The organism is uncultured Algibacter sp. (assembly GCF_947487575.1).
Classification (GTDB): domain Bacteria; phylum Bacteroidota; class Bacteroidia; order Flavobacteriales; family Flavobacteriaceae; genus Algibacter_B.
This window is the reverse complement of record NZ_CANKXG010000015.1, coordinates 48,184-72,103: the sequence shown is the minus strand read 5'-3', so window position 1 is coordinate 72,103 and position 23,920 is coordinate 48,184. Positions and strand designations below refer to the sequence as shown.

18 protein-coding genes are annotated in these 23,920 nt (G+C 32.7%); 14 read left to right on the top strand and 4 right to left on the bottom strand.

Annotation, left to right across the window (positions count from 1 at the left end):
* From Q0870_RS14950 to Q0870_RS14935, 4 genes are all read left to right on the top strand, one after another.
* Window positions 1-864, top strand: an 864-nt coding sequence (locus tag Q0870_RS14950) for a T9SS type A sorting domain-containing protein (RefSeq protein WP_298556670.1), incomplete at its 5' end; no start/stop codon positions are given.
* 122 nt (window positions 865-986) lie between these two features.
* Window positions 987-4,391, top strand: a complete 3,405-nt coding sequence (gene ileS / locus Q0870_RS14945) for an isoleucine--tRNA ligase (protein WP_298556668.1) — start codon at window positions 987-989, stop codon at window positions 4,389-4,391.
* 4 nt (window positions 4,392-4,395) lie between these two features.
* A complete protein-coding gene (locus Q0870_RS14940; RefSeq protein WP_298556666.1) occupies window positions 4,396-4,773 on the top strand; it encodes a TraR/DksA C4-type zinc finger protein in 378 nt (125 codons plus the stop codon).
* A gap of 109 nt (window positions 4,774-4,882) precedes the next feature.
* The gene (locus Q0870_RS14935; protein WP_298556664.1) at window positions 4,883-5,509 is read left to right on the top strand and encodes a lipoprotein signal peptidase; all 627 of its coding nucleotides are present in this window, start codon (window positions 4,883-4,885) and stop codon (window positions 5,507-5,509) included.
* A 12-nt stretch (window positions 5,510-5,521) separates the two neighbouring features.
* On the opposite strand, the gene Q0870_RS14930 is transcribed toward Q0870_RS14935, so the two are convergent.
* The 4 genes from Q0870_RS14930 to rimK all read right to left on the bottom strand — a co-directional run bounded on the left by Q0870_RS14930 (window position 5,522) and on the right by rimK (window position 8,594).
* Window positions 5,522-6,088 (bottom strand): hypothetical protein, encoded by a 567-nt coding sequence (locus Q0870_RS14930; RefSeq protein ID WP_298556662.1) that lies wholly within the window; start codon window positions 6,086-6,088, stop codon window positions 5,522-5,524.
* Window positions 6,089-6,166: 78 nt separating this feature from the next.
* Window positions 6,167-6,739: a 5-formyltetrahydrofolate cyclo-ligase gene (locus Q0870_RS14925; RefSeq protein ID WP_298556660.1), complete on the bottom strand. Its 573-nt coding sequence runs from the start codon at window positions 6,737-6,739 to the stop codon at window positions 6,167-6,169.
* Window positions 6,740-6,743: 4 nt separating this feature from the next.
* Window positions 6,744-7,718, bottom strand: coding sequence for a succinylglutamate desuccinylase/aspartoacylase family protein (locus Q0870_RS14920; protein ID WP_298556658.1), 975 nt, complete (start codon window positions 7,716-7,718; stop codon window positions 6,744-6,746).
* Complete coding sequence (rimK, locus tag Q0870_RS14915; RefSeq protein ID WP_298556656.1) at window positions 7,719-8,594, bottom strand: 30S ribosomal protein S6--L-glutamate ligase; 876 nt, start codon at window positions 8,592-8,594, stop codon at window positions 7,719-7,721.
* Window positions 8,595-8,682: 88 nt separating this feature from the next.
* Between rimK and uvrC the strand changes: the two genes are divergently transcribed.
* The 10 genes from uvrC to Q0870_RS14865 all read left to right on the top strand — a co-directional run bounded on the left by uvrC (window position 8,683) and on the right by Q0870_RS14865 (window position 23,917).
* Window positions 8,683-10,476: an excinuclease ABC subunit UvrC gene (gene uvrC / locus Q0870_RS14910; protein ID WP_298556654.1), complete on the top strand. Its 1,794-nt coding sequence runs from the start codon at window positions 8,683-8,685 to the stop codon at window positions 10,474-10,476.
* A 61-nt stretch (window positions 10,477-10,537) separates the two neighbouring features.
* Window positions 10,538-10,903 (top strand): hypothetical protein, encoded by a 366-nt coding sequence (locus Q0870_RS14905; protein ID WP_298556653.1) that lies wholly within the window; start codon window positions 10,538-10,540, stop codon window positions 10,901-10,903.
* Between the two features lie 129 nt (window positions 10,904-11,032).
* On the top strand, window positions 11,033-13,273 hold the full coding sequence (locus tag Q0870_RS14900; protein WP_298556651.1) for a patatin-like phospholipase family protein: 2,241 nt from the start codon (window positions 11,033-11,035) through the stop codon (window positions 13,271-13,273).
* A 246-nt stretch (window positions 13,274-13,519) separates the two neighbouring features.
* The gene (locus Q0870_RS14895; RefSeq protein ID WP_298556649.1) at window positions 13,520-14,677 is read left to right on the top strand and encodes a homogentisate 1,2-dioxygenase; all 1,158 of its coding nucleotides are present in this window, start codon (window positions 13,520-13,522) and stop codon (window positions 14,675-14,677) included.
* A 144-nt stretch (window positions 14,678-14,821) separates the two neighbouring features.
* A complete protein-coding gene (gene hppD / locus Q0870_RS14890; protein WP_298556647.1) occupies window positions 14,822-15,982 on the top strand; it encodes a 4-hydroxyphenylpyruvate dioxygenase in 1,161 nt (386 codons plus the stop codon).
* Window positions 15,983-16,521: 539 nt separating this feature from the next.
* On the top strand, window positions 16,522-17,304 hold the full coding sequence (locus tag Q0870_RS14885; RefSeq protein WP_298556645.1) for a DUF3108 domain-containing protein: 783 nt from the start codon (window positions 16,522-16,524) through the stop codon (window positions 17,302-17,304).
* A 6-nt stretch (window positions 17,305-17,310) separates the two neighbouring features.
* Window positions 17,311-18,228, top strand: a complete 918-nt coding sequence (locus tag Q0870_RS14880; RefSeq protein WP_298556643.1) for a tryptophan 2,3-dioxygenase family protein — start codon at window positions 17,311-17,313, stop codon at window positions 18,226-18,228.
* Window positions 18,186-19,520, top strand: a complete 1,335-nt coding sequence (locus tag Q0870_RS14875) for a peptidoglycan DD-metalloendopeptidase family protein (protein WP_298556642.1) — start codon at window positions 18,186-18,188, stop codon at window positions 19,518-19,520. The genes Q0870_RS14880 and Q0870_RS14875 overlap by 43 nt, the downstream gene beginning before the upstream one ends.
* A 10-nt stretch (window positions 19,521-19,530) precedes the next feature.
* Window positions 19,531-21,150, top strand: a complete 1,620-nt coding sequence (gene pgi / locus Q0870_RS14870) for a glucose-6-phosphate isomerase (protein ID WP_298556641.1) — start codon at window positions 19,531-19,533, stop codon at window positions 21,148-21,150.
* 148 nt (window positions 21,151-21,298) lie between these two features.
* Window positions 21,299-23,917: a TonB-dependent receptor gene (locus tag Q0870_RS14865; protein WP_298556640.1), complete on the top strand. Its 2,619-nt coding sequence runs from the start codon at window positions 21,299-21,301 to the stop codon at window positions 23,915-23,917.
* The last annotated feature ends 3 nt before the right edge of the window (window positions 23,918-23,920 follow it).

The window sequence follows — 23,920 nt, the reverse complement described above, 5'->3', positions numbered from 1 at the left end:
TTTATGGCAGAAATTATAGCTGATGGTCAAGTTGAGTTTAATAATAGTCAGCGCGTGTTTATAAAAGAAGCAGATGCCGATGGTTCAGATGATACAGGTTCCGTCTTTTCAAAATCAGGAAAAGGCAAAACATCAAATGGTAATACTTCAAAAAGAGAAACAACATCATCGCCAATGCAAAAAATCAGATTAGAGTTTAGTTCTACCTCAGGGCCAGAGACGAGACATGAGTTATTGTTAGGTTTTAGTGCATTTACAACAGATGGTTATGATTATGGCTATGATGCAAAAAAGGCAACAACAAGCAATAATGCATTAAGTTTAGATTTAGAAGGCGAGCACATGAATATACAAGCCTATGCGCCTATATCAACTGATAAGGTAGTTCCATTAAACTTCAGTTCATCAGGAGATAATGGTTTTGAGATACGGATTTCAGATTTAGAAAACATAGATGAAACTCAAGCCATCTACTTAAGAGATAATGAAACAGGAACGTATTTTGATTTAACCCAAGATACGGCCTATGGTTTTTCATCAGGTCAAGGCATTTTTAATGAGCGCTTTGAAATTGTGTTCCAAAGTGAACAAGAAAGTTTAAGCACAGCAGAATCTATAGTAACAGAAAACTTTATCTATTATCAAAACACAAGTAATACTTTGTTTGTTAAAAAGCTAAATAGCGATGTTAGTAAATTATCGTTAGTAAACATGCGTGGCCAGATAGTTTTAGAACATGCAGATGTATCAAAAGAAAGCTTAGAAAATGGATTACAATTTAGTAATATATCCACAGGCGCTTATGTAGTTTGGATGAAAACAGATACTAATGAGGTGCTTACTAAAAAGGTTATTGTGAATTAATTGCGCATTGAATATTAAAATTTAAAAAAAGACTGCTTTTATAGGTAGTCTTTTTTTGTTTTTAAAATTAATGTTTTAAGTATAATTCCTTAAATTCGCGAACTTATAAGAATCAACGAGAAATGAGCGCTAAATTTCCTGAATATAAAGGACTTGACTTACCAAATGTAGCTAATGATATACTACAATATTGGCAAGAAAATAACATCTTTGAAAAAAGTGTATCTACTAGAGAAGGTAAAGAATCATTTGTTTTTTTTGAAGGCCCACCATCTGCAAACGGACTTCCTGGAGTACACCACGTTTTAGCCCGTGCTATAAAAGATATTTTTCCGCGTTATAAAACCATGAAAGGCTACCAAGTTAAACGTAAAGCAGGTTGGGACACGCATGGATTACCCATTGAATTAGGTGTTGAAAAAGAATTAGGAATCACTAAAGAAGATATTGGTAAAACCATTTCTGTTGAAGATTATAATGCTGCCTGTAGAAAAGCAGTTATGCGTTACACAGATGTATGGAACGACCTAACTCAAAAAATGGGGTATTGGGTAGATATGGATGATCCATATATTACTTACGAGCCTAAATACATGGAGTCGGTTTGGTGGTTACTAAAACAGATTTACAATAAATCGTTAATTTACAAAGGCTATACCATTCAACCATATTCGCCAAAAGCAGGAACAGGATTAAGCTCGCACGAGTTAAATCAACCTGGGACTTATCAAGATGTTACTGATACTACTGTAGTTGCTCAGTTTAAAGCAGTTAAAAATACATTACCAGAATTCTTAAAAAAATTCGATAATTTACATCTTCTAGCTTGGACAACTACACCTTGGACATTGCCAAGTAATACCGCATTAACAGTTGGTTCTAAGATTGATTATGTAGTTGTAGCAACTTACAATCAATATACTTTTGAGCCTGTTCATGTAATTATTGCTAAAAATTTAGTTGGAAAACAATTTACTGGAAAGTATCAACAAACAGAAGCTATTTCAGAATTATCTGCTTATTCAAAAGAAGATAAAAAGATTCCGTTTTTAGTAGTTGCTGAATGTAAAGGTTCAGACTTATTAGAAATTCGATACGAACAACTTTTAAAATATGCACTTCCAAACGATAATCCTCAAGATGCATTTAGAGTTATTTCAGGAGATTTCGTAACCACTGAAGATGGAACAGGAATAGTACATACAGCACCAACGTTTGGAGCAGATGATGCATTAGTTGCAAAACAAGCATCACCTGAAATTCCACCACTATTGGTTAAGGACGATAATGATAATTTAGTGCCATTGGTAGATTTACAAGGGCGTTTCAGGCCAGAAATGGGAGAATTTGCTGGTAAGTATGTGAAAAACGAATATTACAATGATGGTGAAGCACCAGAACGTTCTATAGATGTTGAGCTTGCCATTAAATTAAAAGAAGAAAACAAAGCCTTTAAGGTTGAAAAATATAAGCACAGTTACCCAAACTGTTGGCGTACTGATAAACCAATTTTATACTATCCGTTAGACTCTTGGTTTATAAAAGTAACGGATGTTAAGGAGCGCATGTTTGAACTTAACGAAACCATCAATTGGAAGCCAAAATCGACCGGTACAGGCCGTTTTGGAAATTGGTTAGCAAATGCAAACGATTGGAATTTGTCGCGTTCTCGTTATTGGGGAATTCCATTACCAATTTGGAGAACTGAAGATGGGAAAGAGGAAATCTGTATTGGCTCAGTTGAAGAATTAAAAGGTGAAATGGCTAAAGCGGTTTCAGCTGGAGTTTTAAAAGCAGATGTTTTTGCAGATTTTGAAGTTGGAAACAATTCCGAAGAAAACTATGCTAAAATCGATTTACATAAAAACATTGTTGATAATATTGTATTAGTATCACCTTCAGGACAAAAAATGTTCCGCGAAAGCGACCTTATTGATGTTTGGTTCGATTCTGGTTCCATGCCTTATGCACAATGGCATTATCCTTTTGAAAATAAGGGTTTAATCGATAAAGGAACTACATATCCTGCTGATTTTATTGCAGAAGGTGTTGATCAAACTCGTGGGTGGTTCTACACGCTTCATGCTATAGGTACTATGGTTTTCGATTCAGTTGCTTATAAAAATGTGGTTTCAAACGGATTGGTACTAGATAAAAACGGACAAAAAATGTCCAAACGTTTAGGAAACGCTGTTAACCCTTTTGAAACTCTTGGAAATTACGGAGCAGATGCTACGCGTTGGTATATGATTTCAAACGCTAACCCGTGGGATAATTTAAAATTTGATTTAGAAGGTATTGAAGAAGTAAAACGTAAGTTTTTCGGAACACTTTACAATACCTATTCATTTTTTCAGTTATATGCTAACCTAGATAATTTCAATTATAGCGAAGCTGATATTCCTTTAAATGAAAGACCAGAAATAGACCGTTGGATACTTTCAGAATTGCATACGTTAATTCAAAAAGTAGATGTTTTTTATGCAGATTACGAACCAACAAGAGCTGCAAGAGCCATTTCAGATTTTACACAAGATTATGTAAGTAACTGGTTTGTACGTTTAAGCAGAAGACGTTTCTGGAAAGGAGATTATCAACAAGATAAAATTTCAGCATACCAAACACTTTACACATGCTTGGAAACTATTGCTAAGTTAAGCGCACCAATTGCACCATTTTTTATGGATAGATTGTATTTAGATTTGAATGCAGCAACCAAAAAAGAAAGTTTTGAAAGTGTTCATTTAGCAAATTTCCCTGTTTTTGATGAGTTGTATGTTGATAAGTCTCTGGAAAACAAGATGGAAAGTGCTCAAATTATTTCCTCTTTAGTTTTGTCATTAAGAGCTAAAGAAAAAATAAAAGTAAGACAACCATTACAAAAAATAATGATTCCTATTAATAGTGAATCTCAGAAAAATGAAATTTTAGCTGTTGCAGGCCTTATTAAATCTGAAGTTAATGTAAAAGAAATAGAAGTTTTAGAAGATGCTTCAGATATTTTAGTAAAACAGATAAAACCAAATTTTAAGGTCCTTGGACCTCGATTTGGAAAAGATATGAAAGCTGTTGCTCAGTTAGTTAATAACTTTACATCAGAGGATATTAAAAATATCGAACAAAAAGGTATTTTAGACGTTGAAGTGAACGGAAAAAGTATTACTTTAGAACGTACAGATGTAGAGATTACATCACAAGATATTGAAGGGTGGTTAGTCGCAAATGAAGGTGCTTTAACAGTAGCTTTAGATGTAACAATTACCGAAGATTTAAGGCGAGAAGGTATTGCAAGAGAGTTGATTAATAGAATACAGAATTTAAGAAAAGATTCTGGATTTGAAGTCACAGATAGAATAGATGTGACGTTTCAAAATGATGAGCATATCGTAAAAGCTATTGATGCAAATAAGGCTTATATTAAATCGGAAACTTTAACAAACGAACTTGAAATTATTGATAAATTAGAGGATGGTATAGAAATTGCTTTTGATGATGTAAATACCAAACTATATATACAAAAACATTAAAATTATGGCGGAAAATACCGTAAGATATTCAGACAAAGATTTAACTGATTTTAAAGATTTAATAGTTAAGAAAATAGAAAAAGCACAGCACGATTTAGAATTAATTAAGAGTGCTTATATGAACGATCATAATAATGGTACAGAAGATACATCGCCAACATTTAAGGCTTTTGATGAAGGAAGTGCTGTTATGAGTAAAGAATCTAATTCTGCATTGGCTATTCGTCAAGAAAAATTTATTCGCGATTTAAAAAATGCATTAATTAGAATAGAAAACAAAACCTATGGCGTTTGCCGTGTAACTGGAAAACTAATCAATAAAAAAAGATTAGAACTCGTGCCTCATGCAACCCTAAGTATTGAAGCCAAAAACATGCAATAATTTTATTTTAAATTATATATTTGAAACGTCTCGATAAACACGAGGCGTTTTTTTATTTGTCATTCCTGCGAAGGGCAGGAATCTATTATTAAATGAAGTATTCTGTTAAATGTCACTAAAAAAATCCATATTCCTAATCCTAATTATTTTACTAATCGACCAGATTAGTAAAATATATATAAAAACAAGTTTTGCGCTTCAAGATAGCGTTGAAGTTTTTGGTTGGTTTGAAATTATATTTGTTGAAAACGATGGAATGGCTTGGGGTACAAAAATTAGTGATTTTGTATCCTTTATATCTGACAGAACAGCCAAAGTTATATTAACATCCTTCAGAATTGTTGCTATTTTCGGAATTGGCTATTGGTTGTATGATGCTACAAAAAAACAGAGCGCTAAAGTATTAATTATAGCTATTGCTTTAATATTTTCTGGTGCTTTAGGGAATATAATTGATTCGGTATTCTACGGGGTTTTATTTGATCATAGTTACGGACAAATAGCAAGTTTTCTTCCAGAAACTGGCGGATATGATAGTTTGCTACATGGCAAAGTTGTAGATATGTTACACTTCCCCTTATTTGAAGTAGATTTACCAGAATGGTTTCCTTTTTCTGGAGGGAAACGCTTTAGCTTTTTCGACCCCGTTTTTAATATAGCCGATATGGCTATTAGCACAGGTTTTATAATGCTTATTGTATTTAATAAGAAGGCATTTTCTAATAAAGAGGTATAAAATTAAATTTTTCTATTTCGAATTAATGGCCTGCTTAATCTTGTCTGCTTTTTCTAAAAGTATTTTTAATTGTTTCTTCGAATTTTCAAGATTAAAATCTAAGCCATGTTCATTTATTTCTTGAAAAGTACTTATTAATACTAATGAACAAGAGTTTAAGCGTTTCTCCAAATTTTTATCTCTTTCAATAGTTTTCCTTTTTACAATTCCTAAAGCGGATAGAAGGTAAAGGATAAAAGCTATTACAATACAACTTGGAATAATAATTATTGTAGCAGCAATTGCAACTAAAATATTTGTTAATCTGTTATCAAATATTTCACCAGCATCGTTATGATAAGCTTCATGGCAATGATTTGGTCCATCGGCAGGACAAAATGTAACATTTATAATCTTTTCAAAAACAGACCAATACCAAGGTACTTTTTCGTTTTCAGGAAAGTAATGATGATTATAATATCCTACTCTAGCTGATATTGTATTATCTGGATCTCCGCCAGCTATGGCATTTCCAAGTTGATCAATAGATAGAAAAAGGCGAGAAAAGTATTTCCAGATTTTTGATTTTTTAGTAATCATGAATTCAGAATTTGAAGTTAAATGATAAAGTTGCAAAACGTGAAGTTTCTTTAAGATCTGTATATTGATTCTTAATATTTAACAAGTGTCAAACTTATAAACTGTATTAGCTGTAACACAATAATCTAATCTAATATCCTTATTAAAAACATCACTAATTTCATCTTCAGTTTCAAAAAAAGAAAGCCCGATTTTAATGGTTTCAGGGTTGCAATTTGTTAAAAACCGGTCATAAAACCCTTTGCCATAACCTACACGATTTCCTTTTTTATCAAAAGCTAAAAGTGGTATAAAAACCACTTCTACTTTATCATTAGTAATTTCTATACCATCAACAGGTTCAGGGATATTATAACTATTCTTTTTAATAACCGTATTGTCAGTCAATAGAAAATGCGTCATCTCTCCCGTACCAAAATCACTTTTAGAAATCAGGATATTCTTGTCTTTACCTGATAAAATATTCAAAATATAATCGGTATTTACTTCCTTTTGCTCTTCAATAGCTAAAAAAATATGGTAAAAAGAATACTCCCAAATAGGAAGTTTTAAAATTTGATTTGAAATGGATAAACTCAAATTGTCAATCTGAATCTCAGATAAGTTTTTTCGGAGTGCTTTGTATGTTTTTCGTAATTCAGATTTAGTCATAATTCTACTTTTTAAGTTCCATAGAAATATGAAATAATGCATCACCTTGATATACAATTGGCGATTCATTTACATTTATAATATACCCTGTATTTGATGCTCTTACAAAATAGTTAAATTTCCCATATGGGTCGGTAATATTTCCTAATATATCATCTTTTTCAACAAGAGAGCCAATAGCGACAGAAGCTTTAAACATACCAGAATACTTAGCACGTTGCCATTTACTTTCATTAATAAAAACGGTTTCTTTTTTTGGCTTTGATGATTTAAAAACGGTTTTCAGCATACCTAAATGTTTCAACACACGTTTAGAGCCATTAACTCCAGAATTGGTTACAATATCATCTATATGAAAAGATTTTCCACCTTCAAAAAGTAATAGTGGTTTTCCTAGTTTATAGCAAGTTGTTCTAAACGATTTGGATAGGTTTTTAGAATATAATACAAAAGGAGCACCGAATACTTTGGCTAAGTCGTTTAGTTCTTTATTTTCTTTGGAATAGCGTAACTGAGGCGCATTAAATCTGCCAGAGCCACCCGTATGAAAATCGATAATTAAATCTACATGTGGAATAATATCTTGCATCAGTTTATATGCTACCCGTCCAGCCAAAGAGCCAGTTTTACTACCTGGAAATACGCGATTTAAATCACGCCCGTCAGGGAATTCACGTTTTAAATTGATGAATCCAAAAATATTAATAACAGGCATACAAATAATAGTACCACATTTAGGTTTATTAATGCCTTTAGCAATAAGTTGTCGTACTATTTCAACGCCATTAACTTCATCTCCGTGAATACCTGCTGTAAAAAAAACTGTTGGTCCGGGTTTTTTAGAACGCTCAATAATAACAGGAATGTTTACAGGCGATGAGGTGTGTAAATTAGCAACATCAAAATTTACTTCTTTACTTTCACCAGGTTTTACAGTTTCACCTAAAATGGTCAAACCATTATCATTTACTTGAGTCATTTATCGTTTGTTTTTTTCAATAAAAGAAATAATTGCTCTTGCAATATTACGCCCTGTAGCAGATTCAATACCTTCCAAACCAGGAGTGGAATTTACCTCCAATAATAAGGGGCCTCTTGCAGATTGTAACATATCTACACCACAAACGGGAAGTTTTAATGCCCGAGATGCGTTCATGGCTAATTTCAACTCATCATGATTCAGTTTAATAATATTTGCCGAACCACCACGATGCAAATTAGACCTAAATTCACCTTCTTTACCTTGACGTTTCATGGCTCCAACAACCTGTCCGTCAACCACTAAAGCGCGTAAATCGGCGCCGCCAGCTTCCTTTATAAATTCTTGTACAATCACACGAGCTTGCAACCCATTAAAAGCCTCCAGAACAGATTCAGCAGCATTTTTAGTTTCAGCCAAAACCACACCCAAACCTTGCGTACCCTCTAAAAGTTTAATAATAACAGGGGTTCCGCCAACATGTTCAATAACCTCTTCAACATCGCGAGAGTAATTAGTAAAAACTGTTTTTGGCATACCAATACCAGCTTTACTCAAGCGTTGCAAACTGCGTAATTTGTCTCTAGAACGTTGTATGGCGTCTGATGTTACAATAGTAAAAACGCCCATCATTTCAAACTGCCTAACCACCGCACAGCCATAAAAAGTAACCGAAGCTCCAATTCTAGGTATAATGGCATCTACATAGTCTAAATATCTATCTTTAAAATAAATAGTTGGTTTTTCTTTTTCAATAATAATATCGCATTTAAGAGGATCTATAACTTCTACTTTGTGTCCTCTTTTTTCACCCTCTTCAACCAAGCGGTCGGTAGAGTATAAATTAGGGTTTCTAGATAGTATAACGATATTCATTAAAAAGAAGTTTGACGCAATAATGCAATATAGTAAAAAAGCGAAACGAATTTTCACATTATCTAGAATTTAATATACCTTTGAGTTAATGGATTTGCCCACATTAGATATACAGTTAAAAACCTTGCCAAATCAACCTGGGGTTTATCAATATTATGATAAAGAAGGGACGATTATTTACGTCGGAAAAGCAAAAAACTTAAAGAAGAGAGTTAGTTCTTACTTTACAAAAACCCATGAAAATGGAAAAACAAGGGTATTAGTAAAAAAAATAGTCAACATAAAACACATTGTTGTTGAGACTGAAACCGATGCACTTTTACTTGAAAATAACTTAATTAAAAAGCATAAGCCACGCTATAACGTACTGCTTAAGGATGATAAATCATACCCATGGATTTGCATAAAAAAAGAACGTTTCCCAAGAGTGTTTTCTACTCGGCGTATTTTTAAAGACGGCAGTGAATATTTTGGCCCATACACCAGCGGAAAAACCGTTCATACACTTTTAGATTTAATACGGGGCTTATATAGTTTGAGAAACTGTAATTTCAATTTATCAGAAGAAAAAGTAGATTCTGGTAAATATAAAGTCTGTTTAGAGTATCATTTAGGAAACTGTAAAGGGGCTTGTGAAGGATTAGAAACTGAAGCTGAATACAACAAAAATATAAAAGCTATAAAAGAAATTTTAAAAGGTAATTTTAAAGATTCTTTGTCTCAATTTAAATTGCAAATGAAAGCGTTTGCCGCAAACATGCAGTTTGAAGAAGCTCAAAAAATAAAAGAGAAAGTCGAGGTTTTAGAAAATTATCAAGCAAAATCAACTATAGTTAATCCGAAAATCAGTAATGTAGATGTATTTTCCATAATGAGTGACGAAAGTTATGGCTACGTTAATTTTTTACAATTATCATATGGTTCTATAATTCGTTCGCATACCTTAGAAATAAAAAAGAAATTGGATGAAACCGATTTAGAACTTTTAGAACTCGCCATTACAGAAATCAGGCAACGTTTCAATTCAAATTCCAAAGAAATTTATGTGCCTTTTAAAGTCGATTTAGGTGAAGATATTAAAGTAATCATCCCGAAATTAGGTGATAAAAAACACATTTTAGACTTATCACTTAGAAACGCCAAGTATTTCAGAATGGAGCGTTTTAAACAAATGAAAATTGTAGACCCAGATAGGCATGCTAATCGGATTATGGCTCAAATGAAAGTAGATTTAAGGCTTTCAGAAGAACCAAGGCATATTGAGTGTTTCGATAATTCAAACATACAAGGCACACATCCGGTAGCAGCTTGTGTCGTGTTTAAAAATGGAAAACCAAGCAAAAAAGACTATCGCCATTTCAATATAAAAACTGTTGAAGGTCCAGATGATTTTGCATCCATGGAAGAAGTGGTTTATCGCAGATATAAACGTATGTTAGATGAAGACCAACCCTTGCCACAACTCATTATTATTGACGGTGGGAAAGGGCAATTATCATCAGCATTAAAAAGCTTAGAAGCTTTAGGTTTAAGAGGTAAAATTGCCATTATCGGAATTGCTAAACGTTTGGAAGAATTATTTTACCCAGACGATCCAATTCCCTTATATTTAGATAAGAAAAGTGAGACCCTAAAAATAACACAACAATTACGAAACGAGGCACATCGTTTTGGTATCGAGCATCATAGAAATAAACGAAGCAAAACGGCGTTGAATACAGAGTTAGAAACCATTTCTGGCGTTGGCGAAAAAACAGTTGTAGAATTATTAAGGCATTTTAAATCGGCAAAACGAGTTGCCAATGCCAAGTTAGATGAGTTGGAAGCTGTTGTTGGAGTTTCAAGGGCAGAAAAGGTTTATAATTATTATCATGAGAAGTAAATAACCTGCGAGGTTTTAAAAACCTTGTAGGTTTGAAATAAAATTGAATTATAATATTTAAATGATAGAAATTGTTGAGTTGAGAGATAAACCAGAATTAAAAATAAAGTTGAATGAGGTTGGAATTGAAATAATTGATCCTTCTCAGCCAAAAAATTGTGGAACATTTTTGTTTAATGATATAATAAATATTGAGTTGAAACCAAAAAGGACAGATTTGTTTATTACATCTTTAAGTTGGATTGTTGATTTGTTAATTGCGGGTGGAGGAGGAAAAAACTATAAAAACGATGCTAGTTTAAAATTAGAAACTATAAATCAAACTTTAAATATATGGTTAACTAATGCAGATTTAAATAGAGCAGAACGAATGACTAGATTAATTGAAAATAAAATAACCTCTAAAACGAGCAAAAGTATAATTTGAATATAAAACCAATCATATTATTTTATAACGCGTGTCATTTCGACGTAAGGAGAAATCTCATCATAAATACACGAAATGAGGTGTCTCAATCTCACCTCATTTTTACATGACAAAATACTTAACAACAATTTGAAAATATACTCCTTCATATTAACTCTATTTCTACTAACTTTTCTTTCCGCGAAAGCGCAAAACGAAGCAGAAGAGAACCCTAAACCAAAAATTGGCTTAGTGCTAAGTGGTGGTGGCGCAAAAGGATTAGCACATATTGGTGTTTTAAAAGTTATAGACAGTTTAGGGGTAAAAGTAGATTATGTTGCAGGAACAAGTATGGGTTCTATAATTGGGGCTTTGTACGCGTCAGGCTATTCGGGAAAGCAATTAGATTCCATTTTTCAAAAAGTAGATTTTGATAAAATTATTAATGATGATTTACCTCGATCGTCAACAGCTTTTAGCGAGCGCGATAATATGGAAAAGTATGCCGTTAAATTGCCGTTTAATGATTTTAAAATTAAATTACCATCAGCACTTTCAAGAGGTCAAAACACATATAGTTTACTACTAAAATTACTAATTCATGTTAATCAAGTTGATGATTTTAGTAAGCTACCTATTCCATTTTTTTGCATTGCTACAAATATTGAAACCGGAGAGCAAGTTATGTTAGAGAAAGGCAATTTAACGCAGTCTATTATGGCTAGTGGTGCATTACCTTCATTATTTCAACCCGTTACTATTAACAAACAAATTTTAATTGATGGAGGCGTTGTGAATAACTATCCTGTTGATGAATTACGAGATAAGGGTATGGACATTATTATTGGGGTTGATGTTCAAGATGGTTTAGCTACGCGCGATGAACTTACATCTGCTCCAGAGGTATTATTTCAGTTAAACAACTTTAGGAGCATAAGTAATATGAAGTTGAAAGTTAAAAAAACCGATATTTATATTAAACCTAATATTAGAGATTTTAATGTGGTTTCTTTCAATCAAGGTAAAGCTATTATTGAATCTGGTAAAACCGCCACGTTATCTAAGCTTAATATTTTAGGGGAGTTAACAAGTAAAATGCCTAATGTAAATGAAAAGGTAAAATTAAAATCGATAGATAGTATTAAGATTAACAATATTTATTTAAATGGAAATAAAAATTATACTAGAGCTTATGTTTTAGGGAAACTCAAATTGAAAAAAAATAAAAAAATAAGTTATGAAAATTTCAATAAGGGTATTAACAATCTAGTAGCCACAAATAACTTTGAGACTGTAGAATACGAATTAAAAACCGATAATGATAAAGAAGGATATGACCTTATTACTAATGTAAAAGAAACTGGCGTAAATACATACTTTAAACTCGGGATACATTATGATGAATTATACAAAAGTTCAGCACTTTTAAATTTAACAAAAAAGCAGTTGTTATTTAAAAATGATGTAGCCTCATTAGATGTTGTTTTAGGTGATAATGTGCGTTATAATTTTGAGTATTTAATTGATAAGGGTTTTTATTGGAGTGTAGGGGTTAGGTCTAGATACAATCAGTTTCGTAAAAATATTAGCGCGCAATTGGTGTTAGATGACGGTCAAATAATGGCTTCAGGGTTAAACAATATTGATGTAAAACTAAGGGATCAAATGAATCAGTTTTATTTACAAACGTTGTTTAGGCGCGATTTTTCTTTAAGTATAGGTTTAGAGCATAAACGTTTAATAATAAAGTCTGAAACTATATTTGGAAATAACTCTAATGAGGACTTTTTATTTGAAAACACAGATTATCTAAGTCTATTTGGTAATTTAAAATTAGATACTTATGATGATAAATACTTTCCTAAAAAAGGCGTTTATTTTAATGGTGATTTAAATATATATATAAGTGCTTCAAGTTTTGTTGAAGATTTTGAGGAATTTTCTATTGCCAAGGCAGATTTAGGTTATGCTTTTAGTACTTCAGATAAATTAGCGTTTAACCTACAAGCCAGTGGAGGGTTTAAATTAGGTGATAAGTCTAATAGAACACTAGATTTTGCTTTGGGTGGTTATGGTAATAATTTAATAAACAATTTTATTCCGTTTTTAGGGTATGATTTTATTTCATTAACAGGTAATAGTTATGTAAAAGCAGCTGTTATTGTTGATTACGAGGTGTTAAAAAAGCACCACATTACTTTAGAAGGAAATTGGGCTAACATTGACAATAATATTTTTGAATCAGGAGAATGGTTTTCGCTTCCAGATTACAGAGGTTATGCCTTAGGGTACGGGATTGAGACTTTTTTAGGGCCTATTCAAGCTAAATATAGTTATTCGCCAGAACAAAATGAAAGCAACTGGTTTTTTAATATTGGTTTCTGGTTCTAATTTGTTTTTTGTTTCCAGAAATGTGGGAATATAGTAAAACCAATTAACACAGTAATTATCAATATTTTTTACGATATTTGTATTACTATGAAGCTCTTTTGGAAAGACTTACTATCATATCTTCACTACCTCATCAAGAGAAATCCTGAATGAATATACTTTTCGTATCTTTATGAATAAGAGATATTTACATTCTTAAGCATAACTTAAGAACTCTTTTTTTTATTCAATTTTAAAATTTAAAGCATGCCTTTTTATCATAAATTAGGAAACATTCCTCATAAGCGACATATCCAGTTTAGAAAACCAGACGGTAGTTTATATTACGAGCAACTATTTGGTACTATTGGTTTTGATGGTATGTCTACAAATAGCTATCACGAGCAACGACCTACCCAAGTAAAAGAAATAAAAAACCAGTATAGTGTAACCCCAAAAATTGCAAAAGCAAATAATATAAAATCATATCGTTTAAAAGGGTTTCAAGTAAAACCAGAAAACGATTTTTTAAACAGCAGAAAAACGGTTTTAATAAATAGTGATTGTGCTATCATATTAGCAGCGCCAAAGCAATCTACAAAAGATTATTTTTATAAAAACACCGATGCAGACGAATTGATTTTCATTCATAAAGGCACAGGGAAATTAAGAACCATGTTGGGAAACCTCGATTTTAAGTATGGCGATTATTTGTTAGTGCCTCGTGGTATTATCTATAAAATAGATTTTGATACAGAAGATAATAGACTCTTTATAGTAGAATCTCGTAGACCCATTTACACTCCAAAACGTTACAGGAATTGGTTTGGGCAACTGTTAGAACATTCGCCATTTTGCGAACGCGATATTCGTCAGCCACAAGAATTAGAAACCTATAATGAGTCTGGAGATTTTTTAATTAAAGTAAAAAAGCAAGATGATATTATTGAGATGGTTTATGCTTCTCACCCATTTGATGTGGTTGGATACGATGGATATAACTATCCGTATGCCTTTTCAATTCACGACTTTGAGCCTATAACGGGTAGAATTCATCAACCGCCACCCGTACACCAAACTTTTGAGACCGATGCGTTTGTGGTATGCAGTTTCGTACCTCGACTTTATGATTATCATCCACAATCTATTCCAGCGCCTTACAATCACAGTAATATTGATAGTGATGAGGTGTTGTATTATGTTGATGGCGATTTTATGAGCAGAAACGATGTTGAAGAAGGTCATATTTCATTGCACCCAGCGGGTATTCCACACGGTCCACACCCAGGAGCCACAGAGCGCAGTATTGGGGAAAGAAAAACAGAAGAACTTGCCGTTATGGTCGATACTTTCAAACCGCTAATGGTAACAGAAGAAGGTATGAAAATTTCTGATGATAGTTATCATAAATCTTGGTTGGAGTAATTTTTTTATTAGAAGCTATTTCCTGCTTTCCGCTATATCTTTTTTGAAGAAAAATCAAAAAAGGATGCCGCTTCAATCAGGGCTAGGGATAGAAGTAAGTTTTAACTTTACGAATTAACAATTAAACTCATAAACTTAAAGAACATGAGTAAAGACATAAAATCAGTAAACTACGGTTTAGAAAAAATATTTGAAGGCGCGCAAGATTTCTTGCCACTTTTAGGAACAGACTATGTAGAATTCTATGTAGGTAATGCAAAACAATCAGCACATTTTTATAAAACAGCATTTGGCTTTCAATCTTATGCATACAAAGGCTTGGAAACAGGCTCAAAAGACTCGGTGAGTTATGTGTTAACGCAAGATAAAATCAAATTAGTACTTACTACACCACTTAGCAGTAAGTCGCCAATAAACAAACATATTGTAAAACATGGTGATGGTGTAAAAGTGATAGCCCTTTGGGTTGAGGACGCTAAAAAAGCATATCAAGAAACCACAAGCAGAGGAGCAAAATCGTACATGGAACCTATTGTTGAAAAAGATGAATATGGAGAAGTAGTTCGAGCAGGAATTTATACCTATGGTGAAACCGTACACATGTTTGTAGAACGCAAAAATTATAAAGGTGCGTTTTTACCAGGATTTCAAGCATGGAAATCTGATTATAACCCAGAACCAATTGGATTAAAATTTATAGATCATATGGTTGGAAATGTAGGTTGGGGACAAATGAATACTTGGGTAAAATGGTACGAAGATGTTATGGGATTTGAAAACTTTTTATCTTTTGATGATAAACAAATCCATACGGAATACTCCGCGCTTATGAGTAAAGTGATGAGTAATGGTAATGGACGTATAAAATTTCCAATTAATGAACCTGCAAAAGGTAAAAAACGCTCACAAATTGAAGAGTATTTAGATTTTTACGAAGGCTCGGGCGTGCAACATATAGCGGTAGCTACTGATGATATTATTAGTTCGGTAAGTCAATTAAGAGCCAGAGGCGTTGAGTTTTTGTCTATTCCGCCAGAGGAATATTATAGAGCTGTACCAGGCAGGTTGGAAGAACATAGCCATGAATTACCAGAAGATATTGAAGCTTTAAAAAAGTTGGGTATTATGATTGATGCTGACGAAGAAGGCTACTTGTTACAAATATTTACAAAACCGGTGGAAGATAGGCCAACTTTGTTCTTCGAAATTATTCAGCGTATGGGAGCAAGAGGTTTTGGAGCTGGAAACTTTAAGGCGCTTTTTGAGTCTATTGAACGAGAGCAAGCCAAAAGAGGAACACTTTAATTTGAACTATATAGACCTGTGAGGTTTTAAAAACCTTAACCTTGTAGGTCTTGATGTATCTATAATTTAGACCCAGGAGAACCTATCAATAAGCTTTCCTCCCTCTTTGGAGAAGCTAGGGATGGGTTGTCTTTTTATCTTGTTTATTAATTGAGTTGTTTTAATTTACCTACCCTAACCTTTCTAGTAAGGTGAGTTAAATGGTTTTTGCCATTAGGAAGCAAAAAAGTTGATACTTAAATATAATGTTTTAAGTGTGCAGGTTTTTTGCGTTAGCGATAGTAGAGGAAAGCCCACAGCCCGATCCGATAGCTATCGGGAGAGGTCGAGGACTTGTAACGGATAGCCCGACCTCTTTTTCGAGGTAACACCCTTATTTATAAAGACAAATAGTTAATTTTTGTTAATGTAATAGAACTATAGACGACTAAAGGATAGGGAATTCAATAAAATTTATATTTTTGGAACAGTAATTGTAATTTCTTAGTTTAAACAATAAAATGTACACAGAGAAGTTACATATCAAATACCCAAAGACGATGAAAAAATTACTACTTATATGTATAGCCTTAATAACTATGCAAACGACTTTTGCTCAGCAAGAATCGGCATTTGGAGGAGGCGAATGGTTTAAATTTAAAATGAGCTATAGTAACTGGCTTAAAGCAGGTAATGCAACACTTACTGTAAAAGACACAACACTTGATGAAAAAGAGGTATATCACGTAGTTGGTAAAGGTTGGACTACGGGTATGATTAAGTGGTTTTTTAAGGTAAAAGATAGGTATGAAAGCTATTTTGATAAAGAAACCATTATGCCTTATAAGTTTGTTAGAAATATTGATGAGGGTGGACATACTAAAAATTTAGAAATAGATTTTGATCAAGAAAATAATAAAGCCCATGTAAATAATAAAAAGCTTAAAACACAAAAGGTTATTGATACTAAACCTAATATTCAAGATATGGTTTCAACCTTTTATTATTTGCGTAATAACTTAGATACAAAAACCTTGAAAAAAGGTGATGAAGTTGAAATTGATATGTTCTTTGACGATGAAAACTATGGTTTTAAATTAAAATATCTAGGTGAAGAAGTTATAGATACTAATTTTGGAGAGATAGAATCTTTAAAATTCAGACCATATGTTATGGCAGGACGTGTTTTTAAAGAGGAAGAAAGTTTAACACTATGGGTGTCAAAAGATAAAAATAAAGTACCTTTACGGATTAAGGCAGACTTGGCTGTTGGCTCTTTAAGAGCAGACCTAGAAGCCTTTAAAGGGTTAAAACATCCTTTTAGAATAGTTGTTAATAATTAAGACATTTTGAATTCTAAGATAACCGACCAACTAAAAGAAAAATACAACGCCATAGACCAAGATGCCGAGGTGCATTTAGAAGGGTTACTGCATAGTAAACCCATTAATTATTGGGATTATATTCAAACAGATGCTTTATTAAATCTACAAGTACAACGTACTGTTTTTCCTGATGAGAACGTATTTATTATGTATCATCAGGTAAATGAACTGTTGTTTAAAATGGTGCTTTCTGAAATGGATCAGATAGCAAGGCACGATAATATTGATACGGATACGTTTACATCTAAAATAATGCGTATTAGCCGTTATTTTGATGTGCTAACCTCGTCTTTTAGTATAATGAAAGATGGCATGGATGTGAATCAATACAACAAATTTAGAACTACATTAACACCTGCTAGTGGTTTTCAAAGTGCACAATACAGAAAAATAGAATTTGCATCTACAGAACTTATAAATTTAATAGATAAGCGATTTAGAAATACTATAGATAGAAATTCATCTTATGAAAATGCTTTTGAGCATTTGTATTGGCAAGCAGCTGGAAAAGATTATGAAACAGGTAAAAAGACTTATACATTATCTGCCTTTGAAGATCGTTATAAGGATGAATTTATAAGGTTTACTAAATTTTATCAAGCTAATAATTTGTGGAGTAAATTTAAGTCGTTGCCTAAAAAGGCCCAGTCTAACAAAGATCTAATAAAAGCAATGCGTCATTACGATTATACTGTAAATATAAAGTGGGTGATGGCACATTACAATACGGCTAATCATTATTTAAATATTAATGGTAAAACTGCTGAAGCCACTGGCGGAAGCGAATGGGTAAAGTATATGCACCCAAAATACCAAAAAAGAATATTTTTTCCAGATTTATGGACCGAGAAAGAAATAGAAAAGTGGGGAACAGGTATCTAATATTAGTATTGTTTATAATCTGCATCTTTGGATGTAAAGATGATAAAAAGATTGTAATTGAAGAAATAGTTGAGGTTATAGAAGAACCAAAAGAAATTTTAGAATTTGGTTTTAATGTCAATGATTTTATTGTTAAAAAAGATACTATTCGACGCGGTGATAGTTTTGGGGAAATTTTGGAACGTAATCATGTGGGCTATCCACAAATTTTCAACATTGCTGAAAAAGCAAAAGATACCTTTGATATTAGGCGATTGCAAGTTGGAAAACCATACACCCTTTTATGTGCAAAAGACTCTTTAGAAACACCTAAGTGCTTTATTTATCAACCAAATTTGGAAGAATATGTGGTTATAAATTTCCAGGACTCCATTCATGCATATACAAGTAGGAAACCTATTACCTATGTTGAAAAAACAGCTACTGGAATAATAAATAGTAATATTTCTGAAACTTTAGAGGAACAAGGATTAAGTTCTCGATTAGCTTATAAAATGGCGGATGATATTTATGCATGGACTATCGATTTTAGAAGACTTCAAAAAGGAGACCGATTTAAAGTTATTTATACAGATAAATATATTGACGACACTATTTACACAGGAGTTCATAATATAAAAGCAGCCTATTTCGAGCATAATAGAGAACCTTTTTATGCTTTTGAGTTTGTAACCGATTCGGCTAAAGGAATTGTGGATTATTTTAATGATGAAGCAAAAAATTTACGTCGTGCATTTTTAAAATCTCCCATAAAATTTGGTAGACTATCTTCTAGATACAATTTGAAGCGACGTATTGCGGTTTACGGTTTTAGAGTAAAGCCTCACAGAGGTACCGATTTTGCTGCCCCAATTGGTACGCCAATTATGGCAACAGCTAACGGAACAGTTACAAGATCTGAAAAAAGGGGAGGAAATGGTAATTATGTTAAAATTAGACATAATGCAACTTACCAAACGCAATATTTGCATATGCGTAAACGTAAAGCAAAAGTTGGACAGTTTGTTAAACAAGGTGATATTATTGGATGGATTGGTATGACTGGAAGTACTGGTGGCCCGCATGTCTGTTATCGCTTTTGGAAAAACGGAAAAGAAGTAGATCCTTTTAAACAGAAATTGCCAGAAGCAAAACCTATATCAGATTCGTTAAAAGTGAAATACTTAAATTTTATTCAACCTATAAAATATCAGTTAGATAATATTCATTTTTTAGAGGATGTTTTTGAAGAACAAAATCAACCAGAACACACTATAAAACAAAACGATAATCTCATATCACTTAACTATTAATCAAATACTCATGGCATTACCAAGCATAAACCCGACAAAAACTCATTCATGGGAAAAATTAAAAGAACATTTTGAAGGAATTAAAGATGTTCAAATGAAAAATTTGTTTTCTGAAGATAAAAATAGAGCACATGAGTTTACCATTAAATGGGATGATTTTTATGTTGACTTTTCAAAAAATAGAATAACAACTGAAACTTTTAAATACCTTTTAGAACTAGCAGAAGATGTGAAACTGAAAGATGCTATTAAAAGTCAGTTTTCAGGAGAAATAATTAACAAAACTGAAGGAAGAGCTGTTTTACACACCGCTTTAAGAGCGCCAAAAACAGCAGAGTTTAATGTTGATGGAACGAATGTTATTCCGGAAGTGTATCAAGTAAAAGAAAAAATTGAAGGCTTTACAAACGAAGTTGTAAATGGCCATAGAAAAGGATATACTGGAAAAGCATTTACAGATGTTGTAAATATAGGTATTGGAGGTTCAGACCTTGGTCCAGCAATGGTTGTAGATTCGTTACAGTATTATAAAAACCATTTAACTACCCATTTTGTAAGTAATGTAGATGGCGATCATGTAAACGAAGTTATTAAAAAACTAAACCCAGAAACTACATTATTTGTAATAGTTTCAAAAACATTTACTACGCAAGAAACATTATCAAACGCGAATACTTTAAAAACATGGTTTTTAAAAACAGCTTCAGAAGATGCTATTGCTAAACATTTTGTTGCGGTTTCCACCAACATTAAAAACGTACAAGAGTTTGGTATAGATGAAAGCAATGTTTTTCCGATGTGGGATTGGGTTGGTGGCCGTTTTTCATTGTGGAGTGCTGTTGGTTTAACCATTAGTTTAGCTGTTGGCTTTAAAAATTTTGATAACTTGCTTAAAGGTGCTCACAAAATGGATGAGCATTTTAAAAATGAAGATTTTGATAAAAATATCCCAGTTGTTTTAGCTTTAATAAGTGTTTGGTATAACAATTTTTTTGGAGCAGAAAGTGAAGCTATAATTCCATATTCGCAATACCTAAATCAGTTTGCAACGTATTTGCAACAAGGTATAATGGAGAGCAATGGAAAAAGTGTAGACAGAAATGGAAATCCAATAGATTACCAAACAGGAACCATTATTTGGGGAGAGCCTGGGACAAATTCACAGCATGCCTTTTTTCAGTTAATTCATCAAGGCACGAAGTTAATTCCTGCCGATTTTATTGGGTTTGCTAAGTCATTACACGGTAATCAAGACCATCAAGATAAATTAACTTCAAACTTTTTTGCACAAACAGAGGCTTTGTTAAATGGTAAAACTAAAGCTGAGGTTATTGCTAAAGGTACTGAAGAAGCTATTATTCCTTTTAAAGTTTTTCAAGGAAACAAACCAACAAATACGATTTATATCAACAAATTATCTCCTGAGAGTTTAGGAAAATTAATAGCCATGTACGAGCATAAAATATTTGTTCAAGGAATTATCTGGAATATCTTTAGTTATGATCAGTTTGGAGTAGAATTAGGGAAACAATTAGCGTCCAAAATTTTACAAGAATTTAATAGTAGTGCTAATAACGAACATGATTCTTCAACCCATAATTTATTGAATTATTATAAGAAAATGTCGTAAATACCTGCAAAATGTTTACAAAAAAGGCAAGTATGTTAAATACTTGCCTTTTTTTGTTAATAATTACGATCATAACTCTTAACATTTGCATAATGCAAAAATCTAATTATTGCGTATTTTTGCTTCGACTAATTTCAAATAATTAATTATGAAAAAAACTATACATTTTTTAATGTTTGCGGTAGCATTGCTGTTTTCAGCAGTTGTTATGGCACAAAGTACAATCTCAGGTACTATTGTTGAAGCTGGAAGTAACATTCCGCTTCCTGGAGCAAATGTAATTGAGAAAGGTACTTCTAATGGTGTTACAACAGATTTTGATGGTAATTTTTCCATCACTACTAAATCTTCTACTGGAGATGTTGTAATATCATATATTGGATATAATTCTAAAACTGTTGCCTTTTCTGGTAATATGAGCCTTGGGAGCGTATCATTAACGTCTAGTCAAGTAGGTTTGGAAGAAATTCAAATTATTGCTTCTGTTGCGGTTGATAGAAAAACACCAGTGGCTGTTTCTACTGTTAGAGCTGCAGACATCGAGCTTAAACTAGGAACACAAGAATTCCCAGAAATTTTGAAATCTACTCCAGGTATCTATGCAACCAAACAAGGGGGAGGTTATGGTGATGCTCGTGTAAATATTAGAGGTTTTAGTTCTGAAAATGTTGCCGTAATGATTAATGGTATTCCAGTAAATGACATGGAAAATGGTCGTGTATTCTGGTCTAACTGGGCAGGACTTGGAGATGTAACTAGCCAAATGCAAGTACAAAGAGGTTTAGGGGCTTCAAAAATTGCTGTGCCATCTATCGGAGGTACAATTAATGTAGTAACAAAAACAACAGACATGGAAGCTGGAGGAAATTTCATTACATCTATTGCAAATGATGGTTACTTTAAATACGGATTAACGTATTCAACTGGATTAATGGATAACGGCTTTGCAGCTACAGTTTCTGCAGCAAAAACTGAGGGTGATGGTTATGTTGATGGTACTGAGTTTACAGGGTTTAATTATTTTATAAATATTTCTAAAAAAATAAACGATGCACACAAGTTATCATTTACTGCTTTTGGTGCGAAACAACAACATGGTCAAAGACAAAACAGGCAATTAATTGAAACCTTTAGAAATAGCGATAGAGGTAGAAAATTTAATGCCGATTGGGGTTACAAAAATGGACAAGTAACATTTCAAGAGGATAATTTCTATCACAAACCACAAATTGCTTTAAACCACTATTGGAATTTAAACGATAATACCTCAATTAATACATCTGCTTATGTGTCTTTCGGTACTGGCGGTGGCGGTGGAACTAGAGGTGATACTAGTAAATTTGTTATTAATCCTGATGGAACAAGTGATTATAGGAGTGGTTTATATGGACCATTAGATTTTGATAGAATCTCTGATGAAAATGAAGCACTTGGTGCAAATGGTTCTGAAACTATTTTAAGAGCGTCTCGTAATGATCACAATTGGTTTGGAGTTTTATCTACTTTAAAAACAAATTTAAGCGATGATTTGGTGCTGTTAGGAGGGGTTGATTTAAGATCCTACACAGGTATTCACTTTCAGGAAGTTACTGACTTATTAGGCGGTCAATACTTTTTAGATGATAGTGATGAAAATAATCCAAGTAATGCAGCAAGAGTTGGAGATGTTATCAACTATAATAATGATGGAAAAGTGGGTTGGTTTGGTCTTTTTAGTCAATTAGAGTATGATGTAAATGAAAATTTCAATACTTACTTGGCTTTAGCTGCATCTAACACATCATATCAAAGAATTGATTATTTTAATTATTTAGATTCAGATCCTTTACAAGAAACAGACACTTATAATTTTTTCGGTTATAGCGTTAAAGGTGGTGGGAATTTCAGAATAGATGGAAATCATAATGTATTTGCCAATATAGGTTACTTTGAAAGAGCGGCAAATTTTGATGCAGTATTTTTGAATTTTTCAAATGATAATATTAATGCTGATGCTGATAACGAGAAAATCACAAGTTTTGAGTTAGGTTATGGATTCAGAAGTGAAAAATTATCTGCCAATGTGAATTTATACAGAACCACTTGGAACGATAGAACGGAAACCGCTACTTTCCAACAACCAGATGGAACAAGAGCTACAGCAAATATTCTTGGTGTTAATGCATTGCATCAAGGTATTGAAGTAGACTTTAAATTTAGAGCGACAGATAAATTAAATATTACAGGTCAGGTATCACTTGGAGATTGGACATGGGATAATAATGTAGCTAACGTTAGAATTTTTGATGAAGAACAAAATGAGATTGACGATTCACCTTTCAATTTGCATATTGCTGGGTTAAAAGTTGGTGATGCAGCCCAAACAACAATGGCTTTAGGATTAAATTATCAATTTTCAGAAGGTACCAAATTGGTGATAGACTACAACTTTTTTGCTGATAACTATGCTGATTTTGATCCAAGTGATAGAGGAGTTACTTCTGATAACCCAGACCCTACTGCTGCTGCTGCTGAAATAGCCGCTGAATTAGCCACTAATCCTACGCAACCATGGAAAATGCCAGATTTTGGATTATTTGATGTTGTTTTAAAACACGATTTTAAATTTGGTCCTTTCGATACCACTTTAACGGGTCGTGTTAATAATGTATTTGATACTGAGTATATTTCTGATGCTCAAGATGGATCAGGATCGAGAACCGATACTGCACTAGTGTATTACGGTTTTGGAAGAACCTTTAGTGTTGGAGCAAAACTTAATTTTTAAAAA